The organism is Ralstonia mannitolilytica (assembly GCF_905397375.1).
In the GTDB taxonomy this organism is placed as follows: Bacteria; Pseudomonadota; Gammaproteobacteria; order Burkholderiales; family Burkholderiaceae; genus Ralstonia; species Ralstonia mannitolilytica.
The window spans coordinates 1,231,268-1,247,776 of the sequence record NZ_CAJPVG010000001.1 but is presented as its reverse complement, the minus strand read 5'-3'; the positions used below and the strand labels follow the sequence as shown (position 1 = coordinate 1,247,776).

The following is a 16,509-nucleotide window of genomic DNA, read 5'->3' as shown; positions in this document are numbered from 1 at the left end:
CTGCATCGTTCACCTGATCCGCAACAGCCTCGATTACGCGAGCTGGAAGGACCGTCGTGAGCTGGCTGCCGCGATCCGGCCGATCTACACAGCGCCGAGCGCGGAGGCCGCGCAGGCGGAGCTTGAGGCGTTTGCCGACAGCCCGTGGGGGCAGCGATACCCGACAGTCAGTGCCGCCTGGCGCAACGCCTGGGATCGCGTGATTCCGTTCTTTGCGTTCCCGCCAGCAGTACGCAAGGTGATCTACACGACGAATGCCATTGAGAGCATCAACGCGCAGCTACGTAAGATCATCAAGACCCGAGGCCACTTCCCGAGCGACGAGGCAGCAACCAAACTCATCTGGCTGGCACTGCGCAACATCACGGCGGGTTGGAGCCGTGCCGCTCATGATTGGAAGCAGGCGATGAACCAGTTCGCTATCCTCTACGCCGATCGATTCGCTCGACCGTCCGTGTGATTCTCAACTCCGCCTTGAACACGGAAATCCTGACACTCCCTTTAAAGGCGTGACGAGGGAAATACTTCGGTTTAAGCAACTTCAAGCTGCTTTTCCGTTTGTACGGCAGCGTACTTTTCTTTTTGATCTCCACCGATGTACAGAACACGGGGGTCAGTGGTTCGCGTGTTATCCGTTGCGAACCCCGCTAATGAGTCATGTACATAGGTCGAAAAAAACTTGTACAGATCCGAGGTTTCAGCCAATACCTTACCGTTGACTACAACTTCCTCGTAAGCCGAGACAATCGCAGCATAGTGCGGGCGCATTCGCTTATTTGGATCTTCCTTGTGCCATTTGTAGATAAGCTCCGCATCCTCAAGCAGCCACTTGTCATATGTTTGCATGTTTTCCAGCAAATCACTGTCATCCGCAGCGGTGTCGAGCCGCGCCTGTGTACGCCTCCATGCGTCATAGGCCTCATCCCTTCGGCTGCTTGCCTCTTGTGCTTTAGCGCGCCAAAACGGCTCTTGATTGCTAAAGCCGGGGCTCTGCTTTGCCGCCTCTGCGGCCTGCTCCGCCGCGTCAACTTCCGCTGCTGCTAGCCGATAGCTCCGCTCTTGTTTTTCCGCCACTGATTTAAGCCGTGCTCTATCCTTCTTGAACATGCCATCTTCGTTGCTCTGAATCGAGTTCTGCTCGGTTGTCTTTTTCCCTCGTGTTCGCAACACTGCCGCCGATACACGGTAACGCCAATATTGGCGCATATGCGCGAGAACCGCTTTTCCCAGTGGTAATCCGCTTGGAATTGTCCCCATGTAAGTTCGCCATAGGGGGAGCATTTCCTCATATCGCTTTGCCGCCGGGCCCACCAAGGCGAAATCCTCTCGCTGACTTGAAGTCGGCAGCTGACTCAAGCTGTACATCGGCACCCCCGCAGCAATAGCGCGGTCTAGCATGTCTCGCAAAGGTACGATCGCCAAGACAGACGCCTTTCCCTGCTCTCCCTGTCGGTAACCGCCACCTACGTCGGAGTGAACCCCAGGGAGCACAGCTTCAATCGTTCCTTGTGGATAGGACAGTCCATCGAGGGCGCTATCGAGGGGAAACGAATTACGCATTTCGTGGCCGGACACCAGATGCGCGCACTTGGAAACAATTTTTGGAATCTGAAGACCATCCGCCCATGCACCGTGGCCGTCAGCCGGACCCGGGGATGGATCTGCCCCCGGATCACCAAATGCAAGCGCGCGCAGATTTCGCTCCGCCTCTGCATACGATGCACCGGGCGGCCCAATAAGATCGCGCCAACCCACGCCATTGCGACGTTTCGTTAGCGTGTTGTTCGCACTCATGGGAAGCCCCACCGACGCAACGGTGTCGAAAATACCGAGAAAAAAAACCTCGATTTGGTAGCCGCCCTTAACGACGCCATTCGAGCTAAAGAGCCTTCCAGGCTTCAGCTTGAAAATTTTGCCTTCACTACTGCAACGAGCCTGTAGGTCACGGCAAAAAGCGCGTGCAGATGCGGCTCCACGTGAAAAGCCAAAGACCGAGATTCCTACCTTGAGGATTTTGTTGCTCGGATTGTTAGCCCGACTTTCCGCCTTACCCAAGATGATCCCGAGTTCAGAAAACGCCCAGTCCAGTCGTTTTTGTCCGAGCGCCCCCATGCCGCGGCCGGTCTTCGTGCCCCCTGGGTCGCCAATGGCGTTGAAGTAAGTCCCCAGCCCAGGGATGTAGCGGCGATGAACCTGCTTCTCCTCGTCGTCCATGACATGCGCCCGGAACAATCGGGCAACATTGCTGTGCTCTCCAGTCGGAGTATCCGCATCAAGATTGTTGCCCGTGCCATCAAAGAAGAACGAGATGGTGATGCTCTGTTGACAAGGCAGCTTTGGCTCCGCAGATCGATGTGCCAAGCCCGAGGCGGCATCCAGCGTGGAAGGTGCGGCTGGTGGCACTACCTGAATCGTTGCCGCTGAGTTCAGGGTCGCGGCATCGGCACCGCTCGCTCGATTCTCAATAGGCTGCTCCAGCGGCGTACATACCCGTGACATCTTCGCGTTACTCATCACCACACCTCGCGTGTTGAGTATCGTTGTTCACATTTCCGTTAGCCTTTCGCAATGCAGGACTATATCGATCCATCAACACGCGGGGTCGCGATGGATAGTCAGTAATTGCCACCTGAATGGTGCCATCCTGATAAAAGTGCACCTCGAAATAGTTCGCTTCCTTTGGCATAGGACCGGTTAGCAAAACGGTCTGTTTGCACCATGGTCGCTCCCCAATTCCATCGCGCTGCCACTTGATGTCCACCGGAATCGGCAACGGCTTTTCTTGGGGAATCGGTGCACAACATGCGCCGCCGCCATAGCTATAGCTACGTGAAGACACCTCGATGTTGCCGGCCCCTGCCCCGTCGACGGAGAAGTTGGTGATTGCAGAGTCCGTGTAGTTGTAGCCGACGATCGTCAGTCCTTTCTTCGTCGTAGGGGTCCGTTCGGGCCCTGTGTAGAGTTGAACGCCGTTGAGTGTTGGCGGAGCCGTTTTCTCCATCCGACGAATCATCTCGCGCTGCGCTTCCGTTGCATTTGGCATGGCATCAGCAATGGAAGCCGCATCACTGCTCTTCTCGCACGCCACCAGCAGACAACCGGCCAATATCGCGATCGCACAGCCAGCAGACCAGACCTTACTCAACGCAACTTTACTCATCATGTTTCTTCCAAATTCCGGACTCGGTCCAGCACCGCACTGAAAGTCAGCTCGCCTGCCTGCACCTGAGGCAGAAGTTCATTCCAAGGGGGTAACACATCGAAGTCGTTGCTCTTGGATAGCGCGATTGTGACGAACGCCGCGAAGTCAGGTATCTCCTCCAGACCCCACTGGCGTGCACGATATACGAGGTCAACCACGATCGGATAGCGCTGCGGGTATGGAATGTCAAAAAGTTGATGCCGGCCGCTGGAAGCAATTAGGTCGATGACCGCATCCGGCTCGGATGCTTCGATCATCGCGTGCTCCTGAGCTACGGAAAGCGTAAGAGGCGGAGAAAAAACATCACTGGCCGTTCGAACCGTACCCCTTACCGGCACCATTGCCCCTTCTCGGTCCGAGTACCACCAATCGCTGGCGCAGGATAGAAACGCATCAATCTGCTCGGGGCTAAGTACATCGAGCAGCGACATAAAGACGCGGGTATCGAAGTAGCGCAACAACATTGCCACACCATCGGGCAGCAATACCTCGCAGCGTCGCGTCAATGCATCAGTCAGTGTTTGTATATCCGACGGTGTATCGATCCGCGTCAGGGCGCAGGCATAGCACGCTGCGTCCGCGAGTTCTCGAATGATGGTCCGAATGGGAGTTGTGGGGTCAACGCGCAGAACAAATGGTGTCGCGCCATCTCGGCAAGCTGCGGCACTCTGCCCGAACAAGGGTCGGCACTCGAACTTTGACAAACTGCTGAAAAGTGCCCTCTGTCCTTTCAAAGCGGCCTGGTTAATCAAAAGATATCGATGCACACCGACAGCTGGAGGCGGTAGGGCGTCAAAAGAAGACCAAAGCGGAGACGGAAGCTGCTGCACGCCAACTACCTCACGGCAAAGGGGGCGCCAGACGCTTGAGCGGCCAGCAAACACTCAACGCAAATACTCTTTGGCATAAGAGGCAATGGGTAACTCGCACTGACAGGCCCCTGAAACGTCCGCTGCGCCGCCTTATACGTAATCGGCCCAGGACACTCCACAGTGATATTCCCACCTTCCAGCGTAATCGACGCCCCGCCCGCCGTAGCAATGCGGACCCGCTTGGCCGCCGCAAAATCCACATTCATATTCGCCGACACCAGCTTCAGGTCCTGCTTGGCCATCAGCTTGAGCACGTCGTGCTGGGCTTGCACGTCGATGTTGTCTTGCCCCGCCGTGAGCTGCAGGCCGATGTTGCTGTCACCCGCCTTGGACAAACCGGCAGCCACGCCGATCGCCTGGCCGGCGTGCATGCGCGTCTGCTTGCCAATCGCGAGGTTGGTGTCCTGCCCGCTGCCCAGCGCGATGCTTTCTCCGTTGGCCAACTGCAGGTCTTGCCCCGCCACCATGACGAGGCCCGCGCGGCCTGCAAGATGGACCATCGCTTCCGCCTGATGCGGCACCTTGCCCTGCGTTGACGTGTTGCCCGCGCTGGCGTCTTGCCTGGCAGCGTCGAGCGCCTTGCCATCGACCATGCCGGCAGCAGCCTTGGCCTGCTTGGCGAGCGGTGCCTCGTCGTCCTTGGCGGTGGCCAGTGCCGCGGTCTGGTGCGTGACCGCGCCCTGCCCCAGCGATGACGTCAGTTCCTTGGCTTGCTTGATGAGCGCGATGCCGGCGGCGTTGTCCCCCGTGGGCACGGCCTTGCCGCTGCTGGCGTCGCGGTAGGTGGTGATCAGCAGGCCCGCTTGCCCTCGCACGGCGGCGTGGCCATCGGTGCGCAGCTCGAAGCCCTGGCCGCGGAAGCTGCCGCGCCGGTTGTCCTGCTGATGGACGAGGTGGCCGAGGTTGAGCTGGCTGTGCTGCTGCGTGGTGGCGAGTTGCGTGCGCAACTGGCCGTCGCTGTCGTCGAAGACGAGCTGGTTGTAGCCGCTGCCGCCGTGCTCGGCGCTCTTGAAGCCAGTGTGCGCGGCGGCGTTGCGGTGGCCTTCGGCATCCGCACCCATGCCGTGCCACGCGGGGCTGTGGCCGCCCGCCAGATTGCCCTGTGCGCTGGGCGCGCTGTCGCTGCCTTGCTTGTACAGTGCCGCGCCGTCGCTCTCGGCCGATGCGCCCTGCCCGCCCGGCGTGGGCGCGATGCCGCCTTCGCCCTGACCGTTGTACAGCGCGCCGATCACGACCGGCTGGTCGATGTCGTCTTCGCTGAACTTGACGAGCACTTCCTGCCCGATGCGCGGCAGCCATTGCCAGCCCATGCCGGCACCGGCCTGCCGTTGCGCGACGCGCACCCAGCGGCTGCTTCGGTCGTCCGGGCGCTCGCCCTGTTGCCACGGAAAGCGCACGCGGATCTCACCGGCGGGGCTCGCGTGGTGTTCGCCATCGCCACCGGCCTGGGTCTGTCCATCGGGCCCGACCACGATGGCGCTGTGCACGCCCTGCGCGGTGGGCGGCGCATACAGGCGGCCGCAATCGGGCTCGGTCACGGCGGGACGCCACGGGCGGCGGGCGTCGCCGGCGCGGAACAGACCGGCATAGCCATGCGCTCGCGCCGCGCTGAGCAGGTCGGTGGTGGGCGTGGCGCGTTCAACGCGGCCTTGCGCTTCCTGAAAGCCAAACACGCCCGGCCCGGATTCCGGCGCGCTGGGCGGCGTATCGAAAGTCAGCGCGGCATCGAGGCCGCCCAGGCGTTGCCCCAACGCGACGTGCGTGTCGGCCGTCAGGTTGTTGATGCCGCAGTGCTCAACCAGGTCCATCAGCAGCGGATACGCGCCGTCAACGTCCTGCGGCAGGTGCGGGCAGTCGACGACCTGCAAGCGGGTGCCGCTGCGCAGTGTGCGCACCGTTGCCCGCCCCGAAAACAGCAAGGCGCGCGCCTCGAGACTTTCCATGACCTGCTCGGCAACGCGCTGGGCGTTGGCGGCATCCGGCGCCAGCGATGGGCTGATCGACAGATACGCATCGGGGCTGCCGGCCGTCGTGGTGAACCGAGCGGGGGCATGGGCGCGCAGGCTCTGCTTGCCTTCCGGGTCCCACGCGGCCACGGCCACGCCGCCGGCCGTCGTACGGCTGTGGCAGGCGAGTTGCTGGATGGCATCGCGCTCTTCCACGCTGTGCGCGCGGTGATAGCGGATGCCGCCGGCCGCGGCCGATTCCGCGTCCTCGGGCAGTTGCGTGCTGTCGGCAAAGATCAGCAGCGTGTGGCCGCCGTGCGCCTGGTCGTCTTCAACGGTAGTGAAGCCGAGGCCCGCTTCGGCCAGCAGGCGCGTGATGAAGTGGTAGTCGGTCTCCCGAAACTGCGCGATATGGGCGCGCGTGCCGAAGTCGTTCATGCGCGCTTCGGCGCCGGCGGCGTAGCGCCATGAGGCATACGGCGCATACGGCGCAAGCATCTGCTCGACGATGTCGGCCAGCGGCCGGTTCTGGAAGACCTGGCTGTGCCGCTGTTGCGTGGTCAGCCAGAACCACGGCACGACGGTCAGGCGATAGCGCGTAAGGCTGCCGTCTGCGCCGAGCTTCTCTGCCAGGCGGACCAGCCCCGTGCGCCTGGCCTGTGTGCCATCGGCCAGCGTGGTGACCAGCGTGACGCGCTGGCCGAGCAACGACTTGAGCGCGATGCGTGCATTGGCGCTGACGGCCACCACGCGCCATTCGAACAGCTCGGAGAGTGCTTCACGACCGAGCCAGGCCTCCACCGCGAGGTCCGCGAGCGGCCCGTCGCCTTCCAGCGTGTAGAGGCGGCGCGTGGGTGCGAAGAGGTTCTGAAAAAGGGTCGTGGCGTCCATTCGCTGTCCGATGCTGCAACGGCGGCCCCGTCACGCAGGTGACAAAGGCCAAGCCGACGCGGGCATTTTTATGGGGGCGCAGCCCTGCGTGATATCGCGCCCGCCCCCCGCTGAATCGCCCGGCCATGAAAATCACCGGGCGCTCAGGCGGCTATTGCCCCTTGGAATTGGGCGGGTTGATGACTTTATTGGCCGCGTTCTGCGGGGCGAGCAATGCCGCCAGCAGATCGGCATCCGGATCATCCGGCGCCAACGTGCCTTTACGGTTTCTGGCCGATTTGGCCGGCGATTGCGCCTTGGCTTTGGTTGCCTGCAGAGGCTTGAAGGGCGTATCGGTCGATTTGGCAACGAGCTTGGCCGTGGCCGTCTTGCCTTCATCGGTATTGGCCGATTTTGCCGCGGCCGCGTGACTGACCGTCGTTTCGGCATGCGGCGCCTTGCCCAGCTTGTCGATGGCGTGTTCGTCGCTGGGGGTGACGTTGACGATGGTGGCCGGTTGCATCTCGGCAGCGGGTTCGCTGGCCACCGCGACAACCGGCGCCGATGCAGCCGATGGCACTGCCGCCGTATCGCCTTGTGCGGCCGCAGATTGCGTGGCGGCCGGCGGTTGCGCTGCCGCGGGCGCGGCCTGCTCGGCCACCTGGGCGGGCGCGGACTCACCCGTCGGGTTCAGGAGGACCCACGCGCCTACGCCCGCCACGAGCACCGCAATGGCCGCCGCAACGCCGTATCGGCGCCCCGACTTTTTCGGCGCCTTGCCGTTGGCTGAAACCCGCCCTTCCAGGCTCGCCAGAATGCGCGTGTGGCCGGCCTCATCGGTCTCGGACTCAGATTTGAAGAGCGTTGGAGGCCCTTCTTGTTTCAAATCGCCGTTATTACTCATCACGGGTCCAGAATTGAAATAGAATGCGCGGCGAACGTATGGATAAAAACAGCGCCGATTCCGGTAGTGGCTGCCGATTCTAAGTCTGGCCTTGCTGAAAGACAAATGATTGACGTGGGCTTCGGTATTTTGTTTATGGTTTCTTAATATTTCTGCGCAGCGTGCGCCGGATTATTACCGTTCATTAATATTCTTCTAAATCTAAATACAGATATTCATCGGATTGAATTGACGTAGGCGCCCACGGTCCGCAGGTCGGTATGGTTTTTGTCGTTCTGGTTCTCTACTTCGTCGCCATGGTGCTGGCGGCCGCGGTGCTGCTGCTGCCATCGGTGCGGCAGCGGTGTGTGGCCGTGCTGCGGGCGCAATGGCAGCGGGTCAGTGCGGGGGCAGCGGTGGTTGGGGCGCGTTCGGCCGGGTCGTTGCGCGAGTCGGTGGACAGCGCCACTTCTGGCGTGTCGGCGTTCAAGGCGTTTGTGGTGAGGCGGCGGATGCTGCTGCTGGGTGCGCTGGGCGTGTTGTCGGTGCCGCCGATGCTGGCGCTGGCCTTGCGTGAGCAGCAGTCGTTTGAGTTTGACGACGACCAGGTGCGCGAGCCCGATGCGCACATCTCGGCGCTGCTCAACGGTGAGCGGCTGATTCCGCCGCCACCGCTGCCGCCCGAGGTGTTCACCACGCGTGAGGTGGAGCAGATCCGCCCGGCCATCCGCGATGCGAGCCGCGACTGGAACCTGCTCGACGCCGATTTCCGCCAGCGCCTGCTGCTCGTCTACAAGATCATGCGCGACGAACACGGTTACGAAATGGCGCTGCTCGAGGGTTACCGCAGCCCCGAGCGGCAGCAGAAGCTGGCAGCGATGGGCAGCAACGTCACGCAGGCCGGCGCCTTCCAGAGCTACCACCAGTACGGCCTGGCGGCGGACAGCGCGTTCTTCCGCGAGGGCAAGCTGGTCATCAGCGAGAAAGACCCGTGGGCCATGCGCGGCTACGAGCAGTACGGCCAGACAGCGGAATCGGTCGGCCTCGTGTGGGGCGGGCGCTGGAAGATGATGGACCTGGGCCACGTCGAACTGCGCCGCAAGGGCGTGCTCGGCAAGCAGCCGGCACCAAGACAATGACGAAAGCGATAGGACACATGGGGAGCATGCAATGACACGGCCCTTCATCCTGCTGGGTGACAAGACGGACCATGGCGGCGTGGTGATCACCGCGTCGGGCAACACAAGCGCGGGCGGCAAGGGCATCGCCTGCGTGGGCGACAAGGTGACGTGCCCGAAGAACGGCCACGGCGGCACGACCGTCATCGTGACGGGCGACCCGAACGTCATCATCGACGGCCGGCAGGCGGCGCGCCATGGCGACAAGACGGCTTGCGGAGCCACGCTGCTCTCCAGCCAGGGCAACACCGGCAGCCTCTGAACGCGCACGACATGGTTGCAAGACTCTTCCGGTCCGGGCTGACGCTGCTCGCGGTGTTCGTGGTGGTGTGGATCGCCGTCATCGTGTGGTGGCAGTCCGTCAACCGCATGCCGACCACGGCAGACATCTTTACGTACCTGCTGTTGCTGCCGCTGGGCATGATCGTTGGATACTGGGTGATCAAGCGCGCGGTGGATGGCATCCGCTCCAACGTGGCGGCGGGCCGTGAACTGTCGGCCGCCGCGCCGGCTGCGGCACGCGCCGATGCGCAGCCTGCGGACGCGCAAGACACCACCCGCCAATGGCGCGCGGTGCTGCTGGCCAGCGCGTTGCGCGCCCCTGCGGGCGGCGACGCCGCGTCGGTGGTCGAAGCTGTGCAGGCCAACGCGCAGCCCGGTTTGATCGACGTGCAAGGCGTTGGCCAGCCCGTCTTTGCCGCACCGGTGGATGGCCTGGACACTGAAGACCTGCGAGCCGAACTGCGTGACCAGCATCCCGATCTCGACTGGCCGGATGAACGCCTGCGGGCGCTCGCCCTGGCCGGCCAGGTGGCAGAAGAACTGGCGGCCCATGCCGTCGCCCATGCGCCGCAACCAGCGGAATCCGAAGCGACGCGGCTGATTGTCACCGCGCTGCTGCCGCGCGAGTGGACGCCCCAGCAGCAGGCAGCCGCCGACGCCTGGCTGCGCCAGCGCATCGCGCAGATGTGGCCGGCCGATCATCTGACGATCGAGCCCATTGCCGCCAAGGGCGATGCCGATGCGCTGCTGCTGCTCGACCGCGCCACGCAAGGCGTGAACCGGGCCAGCGACACGCCCGTGCTGCGCATGGTGCTGGTGAGCGATTCTCTCGTCGGCCCGAGTGCGGTCGAGCATCTGATGCAGCATGAGCAGTTGTTCGAGGCACATCGGCAGCATGGCCGCGTGCCGGGCGAAGCCGCCGCCGGTGTTCTTCTGTGCGCGCAGGACATGGCGCAACGCCTGATGCCTGCCGCGCTGGCAGGCGATGCACCACCAGCGGAGTCATTCACCATCACGCGCGCCAGCGTGACGCGGCTCGATGCCCCCACACCCGATCGCGGCCAGCCGCAACTCAAGGCGCTGGGCGAAGCCGTCGGCCATGTGCTCGATACGCTCGCTGCGGCGGCCGCCCAGTCCACGCACGATGCCCTGCCCGCCGGACAGGCCGATGGCGATGGCGCATCTGCCCCTATCAGCGTTGCCGGCGTGGTGTCCGACACCGGCATGCACCCCGTGCGCACCGTCGAGGTGGCGCGGGTGTTTGCCGAGCGTCTTCCCGCGCTGGATGTTGCAGCCGACCTGCTGCCGGTCGGCACGCCCTGCGGCTACGTGGGCGCGGCCGGGCCGCTGCTGTCCGTGGTCGTGGCGCACCAGTTGAGCCAGCAGACCAGCAAGCCGGTGCTGGCCATTACCGCCAACGACATCCAGCAACGCGGCGCCATCGCCGTGGTGCCAAGCCTGACCTGACCCCGTTCCTGATCCCGATTTCGTCTGCTCACGAGCCGAAGGCAACATGCAACGCTTCCTGAAATTCCTGACCAACACACGCACGCTGTCGATTCTGGGCGTGATCGTGCTGACCATCTTCCTGCTGCTGATGGCGCAGACCTTCGAGATTGGCCTGGTCTGGGCCGGCGTCGTGCTGGGCGTACTGCTCGGGCTGTGGCTGCTGACGTATCTATGGAAGCGCTGGCGCGCGCGCCAGGCCAGCAACAAGCTCGAAGGCGTGCTGGAGCAAGCGGCCGCCGACCAGACCACCACGCCGGACAAGCGCGAAGAAGTGGAAGCCCTGCGCGTGCGCCTGGCCGAAGCCGTCAAGACGATCAAGCGCTCCAAGCTCGGGCAGATGTCAGGAAGCGCCGCGCTGTATGAGCTGCCGTGGTACATCGTGATCGGCAACCCGGCGGCAGGCAAGAGCACGGCCGTGCTGAACTCGGGGCTGCAGTTTCCGTTTGCCGACAAGGGCGGCGCGGTCATCCAGGGCATCGGCGGCACGCGTAACTGCGACTGGTTCTTCACCACCGAAGGCATCCTGCTCGACACGGCCGGCCGTTATTCGGTGCACGAAGAAGACCGCCGCGAGTGGCTGGGCTTCCTCGACCTGCTCAAGCGCTATCGCCCCAAGGCGCCCATCAACGGCATCGTCGTGACGGTGAGCGTGTCGGAACTCACGCAAAACCGCCCCGAATTCGCCATCAACCTGGCCAAGAACCTGCGACAGCGCGTGCAGGAACTGACCGAACGCCTGGAAGTGTTTGCACCGGTGTACGTGATGTTCACCAAGGCCGACCTCATCACCGGCTTCACCGAGTTCTTTGGCGACAGCGAGAAGCAGGAGCGCGACCGCGTGTGGGGCGCCACCCTGCCCTTCGAGCCCGATTCGAAGCCCGACGTGGCGGCCGTGTTCGACCAGCGCTTTGACGAGCTGTGCGACGGACTGAAGGAGATCAGCGTGGCGCAGATCGCGCTGCACCGGAACAGCAAATTGTCGCCGGGGCTGCTGAGCTTCCCGCTGGAGTTTGCGTCGATCAAGCCGACGCTGCGTGCGTTCCTGATGACGCTGTTCGATGAGAACCCGTTCCAGTACAAGCCGGTATTCCGCGGCTTCTACTTCACCAGCGCGCTCCAGGAAGGCGCCACCAACAGCGTGTCGGCCGAACGCATTGCGCGCCGCTTTGGCCTGTCGACCGACGGCGCCGCACGCACGCGAGAGGTGTTCTCCAAGAACGGCTTCTTCCTGCGCGACCTGTTCTCGAAGGTGATCTTTGCCGACAAGCAGACCGTGCGGCAATTCGCCAGCCCCGCCAAGACGCGCCTGCGCATCGCTACGTTCTTTGCGCTGGTGCTGGCGCTGGGCGTGATGCTCGGCGGCTGGACGTGGTCGTACATGGGCAACCGCACGCTCACGGCCAACGTACAGGCCGATCTCGACAAGATCGTGAAGATGCAGCAGAACCGCGTGGATCTGCAATCGCGCCTGGAAGCGCTCGATACGCTGCAAGACCGCATCGAGCAACTGGAGCGCTATCGCAATGACCATCCGCTCGCGCTGTCGCTCGGCCTGTACCAGGGCGACACGCTGCAGCACAAGCTGCTCGACGAGTACTACAACGGCCTGCGCCAGGTCATGCTCAAGCCGGTGGGCAGTGCCATCGAGACCTTCCTGGCGGAGGTCAACGCGCATCCGGACCAACTTGCTCCGATGGTGCGTCCGCCCGAAACCGGCGCGGTGATCGCCACGTCCGTCACCACGGCAACGGCCACGGTGGGCACGGCGTCGGGCGCCGCGGCCAATGCACCGGCTGCGCCCAACCAGGCCACCGCCTCCACCGGCGCCAAGCGCTACACCGATGCCTCGCCCACGAACGTGGAAGACGGCTACAACGCGCTGAAGACGTACCTGATGCTGTCGGACAAGCGCCACGTGGAAGTCGCCCACCTGACCGACCAGATCACGCGCTTCTGGCGCGGCTGGCTGGAAGACAACCGGGGCAACATGCCGCGCGAGCAGATGATCCGCTCGGCGGAGCGCAACCTGTCGTTCTTCCTCGCACGCGTGAACGACGACAACTGGCCGCTGCTGGAAGGCAACCTCGCGCTGGTCGACCAGACGCGTGAGAACCTGCGCCGCGTGGTGCGCGGCATGCCCGCACGCGAACGCGCGTACGCCGAGATCAAGGCCCGCGCCTCCACGCGCTACGCCCCGATGACCGTCGCTCGCATCGTCGGCGATACCGGGGCTGGCCTGGTAGCCGGCAGCTACGCCGTGCCCGGCACGTTCACCAAGGAAGCGTGGTTCGGCTACGTGCAGCCCGCCATCAAGGAAGCGGCCAACAAGGAACTGCAGACCAAGGACTGGGTGCTGAACGTTGCCGCGCGTGACGACCTCACGCTGGAAGGCAGCCCCGAGCAGATCCAGAAGGCGCTGGTCACGATGTACAAGACCGAATACGCGCGCGAATGGCAACGCTTCATGCAGGGCGTGGCGATCCAGGATTTCAGCAGCTTCGACCAGGCCGTCACCGGCATGAACCTGCTGGGCGACCCGACTAACTCGCCGATCCGCAAGGTGCTCGACACCGCGTATGAGCAGACGTCGTGGGACAACCCGTCGATGTTCAACGCCGGCCTGAAGCAGGCCAAGACCGGCGTGCTCGGCTGGTTCAAGCAGCTCTTTGCACGCCAGACGCCGTCGCAGGTGAACGTCAACCTGGAGGTGGGCGGCAATGCCGATGCCGGCGCCATCCCGATGGGCCCGGTCGGCAAGGAGTTTGCGGGCCTGGCGCGCGTGGTGGTGATGCGCGACGACAAATCGCTGCTGCGCGGGTACATGGAGTCGTTGTCCAAGGTGCGCACGCGCTTCAACCAGATCAAGAACCAGGGCGACCCCGGGCCGGGCGCGCGCCAGCTGATGCAGCAGACGCTGGACGGCAGCGGTTCGGAACTGGCCGACACGCTCAAGTACGTGGATGAGCAGATGCTGACCGGCATGACCGACAGCGAACGCGCCACACTGCGCCCGCTGCTGGTGCGGCCGCTGCTGCAGTCGTATGCGGTGGCGATCCGTCCGGCCACGGTGGAGGTCAACAAGGTGTGGAACGCGCAGGTGTATCAGCCGTTCGTCACCACGCTGGCAGACAAATACCCGTTCTCGCCCAACGCCAAGATCGAGGCCAGCGCCGCCGAGATCGGCCAGGTGTTCGGCCCGGACGGGGCCATCGCCAAGTTCGCCAGCACGACCATCGGCCCGCTGTCGGTGCGCCGTGGCGACATGATCGCGGCCCGCACCTGGGGGGACCTGGGTATCTCGTTCGTGCCGGAGTTCACGACCGGCTTCACGCGCTGGATCGCGCCGCTCACGGGTGGCGCGGCCGGCGGTGCGGGCGGTGCAGCCGCCGCGGCCCCGCAGACCGTGTTCCAGATCCTGCCGGTGCCGTCGCAGGGTGCGACGGAATACACCATCGAAATCGACGGCCAGCAACTGCGCTACCGCAACACGCCGCCGCAATGGACCAACTTCGTGTGGCCCAACCCGCAAGGCACGCCCGGCGCGAAGGTGACGGCCACCACGTTCGACGGCCGCACGGTCGAGCTGCTCAACGAGCCGGGCCGCTTCGGCCTGGAGCGGCTGATTGCCACGGCCACGCGCAAGCGTCGTCCGGATGGCGCGTTCGACCTGTCGTGGACGAAGGACAATCTGACCGTGTCGATCAGCCTGCGCATCATCAGCAGCCCGCAGACCGGGGGCACCACGGCATCCGATTCGCCGCAAGGCCAGGGCCTGCGCGGGCTGCGCCTGCCGACGTCGATTGCCGATGCCAGCGCGCCACAGAACACCTCAACGCCGCCCGCGCCGGCCGGTGCGCCGCCCTCGGGCCCGGCGCCGGCGACGACGCAGGCAGCCCGCCACGGCGCCGTCACGGAAGAGCAAGGAGGGACGGCGCAATGAGCCAGACCCAGTTGCAGCTTTCGTACTTCGGCAAGCTGCCCTCGCGCGGCGACTTTGTGAAAAGCGCCAACAACGTCCAGCTGCTCGACACGCTGGACCGTTGGCTGGCCCAGGGCATGGAACTGCTGGCCGAAGCCCCCGATTGGAAGACGACGTACGACAACTGGAAGCCCGTGCAGTTTGCGTTCCTGGGCTCGCAGAGCAAGCTGGCGATTGCCGGTACGCTGATGGCGAGCAGCGACCTGTCGTCGCGCCGCTTTCCGTTCCTGACGGCCGCAGCGATGGAAGTCGAGCGGCCCATCAACTTCATCGCGCGCAGCCCGATTGCGCTGGCCCGCCTGTGGACGCGCGCCGGCCAGCAGATGCTGTCGCTGGGCACCGCGGAAGACGCCACCGAGGGCCTGCGTCTGCTGGCCGAAGGCCAGCACGGCGTGGAGACCGGCGCCGCCACACAGTCGCACGATGCGAGCTTCTCCGATTTCATCGACTTTCAGACTGTTGCCGGCCTGGAGCAGATGCTGCGCGCGGAAGGCCACAACATCTGCCTGCGCCGCACGCTGCTGGCGCTCGGCACGCTGCTGCAGCCCGTGATGGCCAATGGCTCGTCGCGCCTGGAGAAGGGCCTGACGCTTCCCCTGCCCGCTGATCCGCTCTACCGCAGCCTCGTCGCCAGTTTCTGGCTGGAGCTGGTATCGCGCTTCCTGCAGCGTGCGGACTTTGAACTGTCGCTGTTCCTGGGCGAGATCAACGGCACGGAGCGACTCGTCATCGGCTTCAACGGGGCATCGTCGCGCACGCTGCACAGCGTGATGTCGCCGCTGGCGTATGCCGAACAGAACATCAACATCGACGATCCGGAATGGGTCGACCAGCACGTCAGTGGAGAGTACGGCTTGGCAAAGCTCGTGAGTTACCTGGAACAGCCGCAGCTTTCGCTACGCGTGGCCATCGACACCTTCCGCGAAGTCTTCATCGGAGAATGAACATGGGTCTGCATGCAATCAAGCGCGGCTTCCGGCCTGCAACGCTTGCGGCGCGCGCCGCCCTGCTCGCGTGTATGAGTGCCGCCCTGCCCGCCTACGGCGCCCCCGGAGATGCGGCACCGGCAGCCGGGCAGGTCGTGGCCGGAGGCATGGTGCCGGACGAAGCCACCAAGGCCACCGTGCTGGCCAGGCTGCGTGAGCTGTACGGCAGCGCCAACGTGGTCGACCAGATCGAGGTGGGCAATGTGGTGTCGCCGCCGAACTGGTCGGCCAATGTGCAGAAGATCCTGTCGCCGGCCATCAAGCAGGTGAACCGCGGGCAGTTGAACATCGACGGCACGCAGATCGCCCTGCACGGCGACGTCGGCAACGAAGCCCAGCGCCAGCAGATCACCAGCGACATGGCGACGACGCTCGGCCAGAGCTACACGATCAAGAATGGGCTGCGCGTGGCGGCGGTGTCCGAGCAAGGGCTGCTGGACCAGACGCTGGCCAATCGCATCATCGAGTTCGAAACCGGCAGTGCCACGCTCACGCCCAAGGGCCGCGCGATTCTGGATGAAATGGCCGCCGTGCTGCCGCGCCTGAACGGCCGCAAGATCGAGATCGTCGGCCACACCGACAACTCCGGCAGCCGCGCCATGAACCTCAACCTGAGCCAGGCCCGCGCAGAGACGGTGAAGAACTACCTGATCGCCAAGGGCGCCGAGCAAGGCACGCTCACCGCGATTGGCGTGGGGCCGGACCAGCCCGTCGCCCCCAACAACACCGACGAAGGCCGATCGCGCAATCGGCGGATCGAGTTTCGGGCGAGCAAGTGACGCGGGAGGATGCTCGCCGGCGG

12 protein-coding genes are annotated in these 16,509 nt (G+C 64.2%); 7 read left to right on the top strand and 5 right to left on the bottom strand.

All coding sequences use genetic code 11. From position 1 onward, the window contains the following. A partial coding sequence (locus KHN96_RS05555; RefSeq protein WP_211888712.1) for a transposase occupies positions 1-460 on the top strand: 460 nt, incomplete at its 5' end. 71 nt (positions 461-531) lie between these two features. Here KHN96_RS05555 and KHN96_RS05550 read toward each other — a convergent pair. The 5 genes from KHN96_RS05550 to KHN96_RS05530 all read right to left on the bottom strand — a co-directional run bounded on the left by KHN96_RS05550 (position 532) and on the right by KHN96_RS05530 (position 7,794). After that, complete coding sequence (locus tag KHN96_RS05550; RefSeq protein WP_115044522.1) at positions 532-2,514, bottom strand: T6SS phospholipase effector Tle1-like catalytic domain-containing protein; 1,983 nt, start codon at positions 2,512-2,514, stop codon at positions 532-534. Continuing rightward, positions 2,507-3,163: a DUF3304 domain-containing protein gene (locus tag KHN96_RS05545; RefSeq protein ID WP_082063022.1), complete on the bottom strand. Its 657-nt coding sequence runs from the start codon at positions 3,161-3,163 to the stop codon at positions 2,507-2,509. The genes KHN96_RS05550 and KHN96_RS05545 overlap by 8 nt, the downstream gene beginning before the upstream one ends. Beyond that, positions 3,160-4,032: a DUF4123 domain-containing protein gene (locus tag KHN96_RS05540; RefSeq protein WP_181817435.1), complete on the bottom strand. Its 873-nt coding sequence runs from the start codon at positions 4,030-4,032 to the stop codon at positions 3,160-3,162. The genes KHN96_RS05545 and KHN96_RS05540 overlap by 4 nt, the downstream gene beginning before the upstream one ends. 5 nt (positions 4,033-4,037) lie before the next feature. Continuing rightward, the gene (locus tag KHN96_RS05535; RefSeq protein WP_062739541.1) at positions 4,038-6,911 is read right to left on the bottom strand and encodes a type VI secretion system Vgr family protein; all 2,874 of its coding nucleotides are present in this window, start codon (positions 6,909-6,911) and stop codon (positions 4,038-4,040) included. 151 nt (positions 6,912-7,062) lie between these two features. Then, positions 7,063-7,794, bottom strand: a complete 732-nt coding sequence (locus KHN96_RS05530; RefSeq protein WP_062739540.1) for a hypothetical protein — start codon at positions 7,792-7,794, stop codon at positions 7,063-7,065. Positions 7,795-8,054: 260 nt separating this feature from the next. On the opposite strand from KHN96_RS05530, the gene KHN96_RS05525 reads away from it, so the two are divergent. The 6 genes from KHN96_RS05525 to KHN96_RS05500 are packed head-to-tail and all read left to right on the top strand — an operon-like array spanning position 8,055 to position 16,486. After that, entirely contained in the window at positions 8,055-8,912 is an 858-nt protein-coding gene (locus KHN96_RS05525) for a M15 family metallopeptidase (RefSeq protein WP_115044524.1), read from the top strand. A 31-nt stretch (positions 8,913-8,943) separates the two neighbouring features. After that, the gene (locus KHN96_RS05520; protein ID WP_062739538.1) at positions 8,944-9,213 is read left to right on the top strand and encodes a PAAR domain-containing protein; all 270 of its coding nucleotides are present in this window, start codon (positions 8,944-8,946) and stop codon (positions 9,211-9,213) included. Between the two features lie 11 nt (positions 9,214-9,224). Next, on the top strand, positions 9,225-10,700 hold the full coding sequence (locus KHN96_RS05515) for a hypothetical protein (protein ID WP_062739537.1): 1,476 nt from the start codon (positions 9,225-9,227) through the stop codon (positions 10,698-10,700). A 46-nt stretch (positions 10,701-10,746) separates the two neighbouring features. Further along, positions 10,747-14,682 (top strand): type VI secretion system membrane subunit TssM, encoded by a 3,936-nt coding sequence (gene tssM / locus KHN96_RS05510; RefSeq protein WP_062739536.1) that lies wholly within the window; start codon positions 10,747-10,749, stop codon positions 14,680-14,682. After that, on the top strand, positions 14,679-15,665 hold the full coding sequence (tagF, locus tag KHN96_RS05505; RefSeq protein WP_062739535.1) for a type VI secretion system-associated protein TagF: 987 nt from the start codon (positions 14,679-14,681) through the stop codon (positions 15,663-15,665). The genes tssM and tagF overlap by 4 nt, the downstream gene beginning before the upstream one ends. 2 nt (positions 15,666-15,667) lie before the next feature. Continuing rightward, complete coding sequence (locus tag KHN96_RS05500) at positions 15,668-16,486, top strand: OmpA family protein (RefSeq protein ID WP_062739534.1); 819 nt, start codon at positions 15,668-15,670, stop codon at positions 16,484-16,486. The last annotated feature ends 23 nt before the right edge of the window (positions 16,487-16,509 follow it).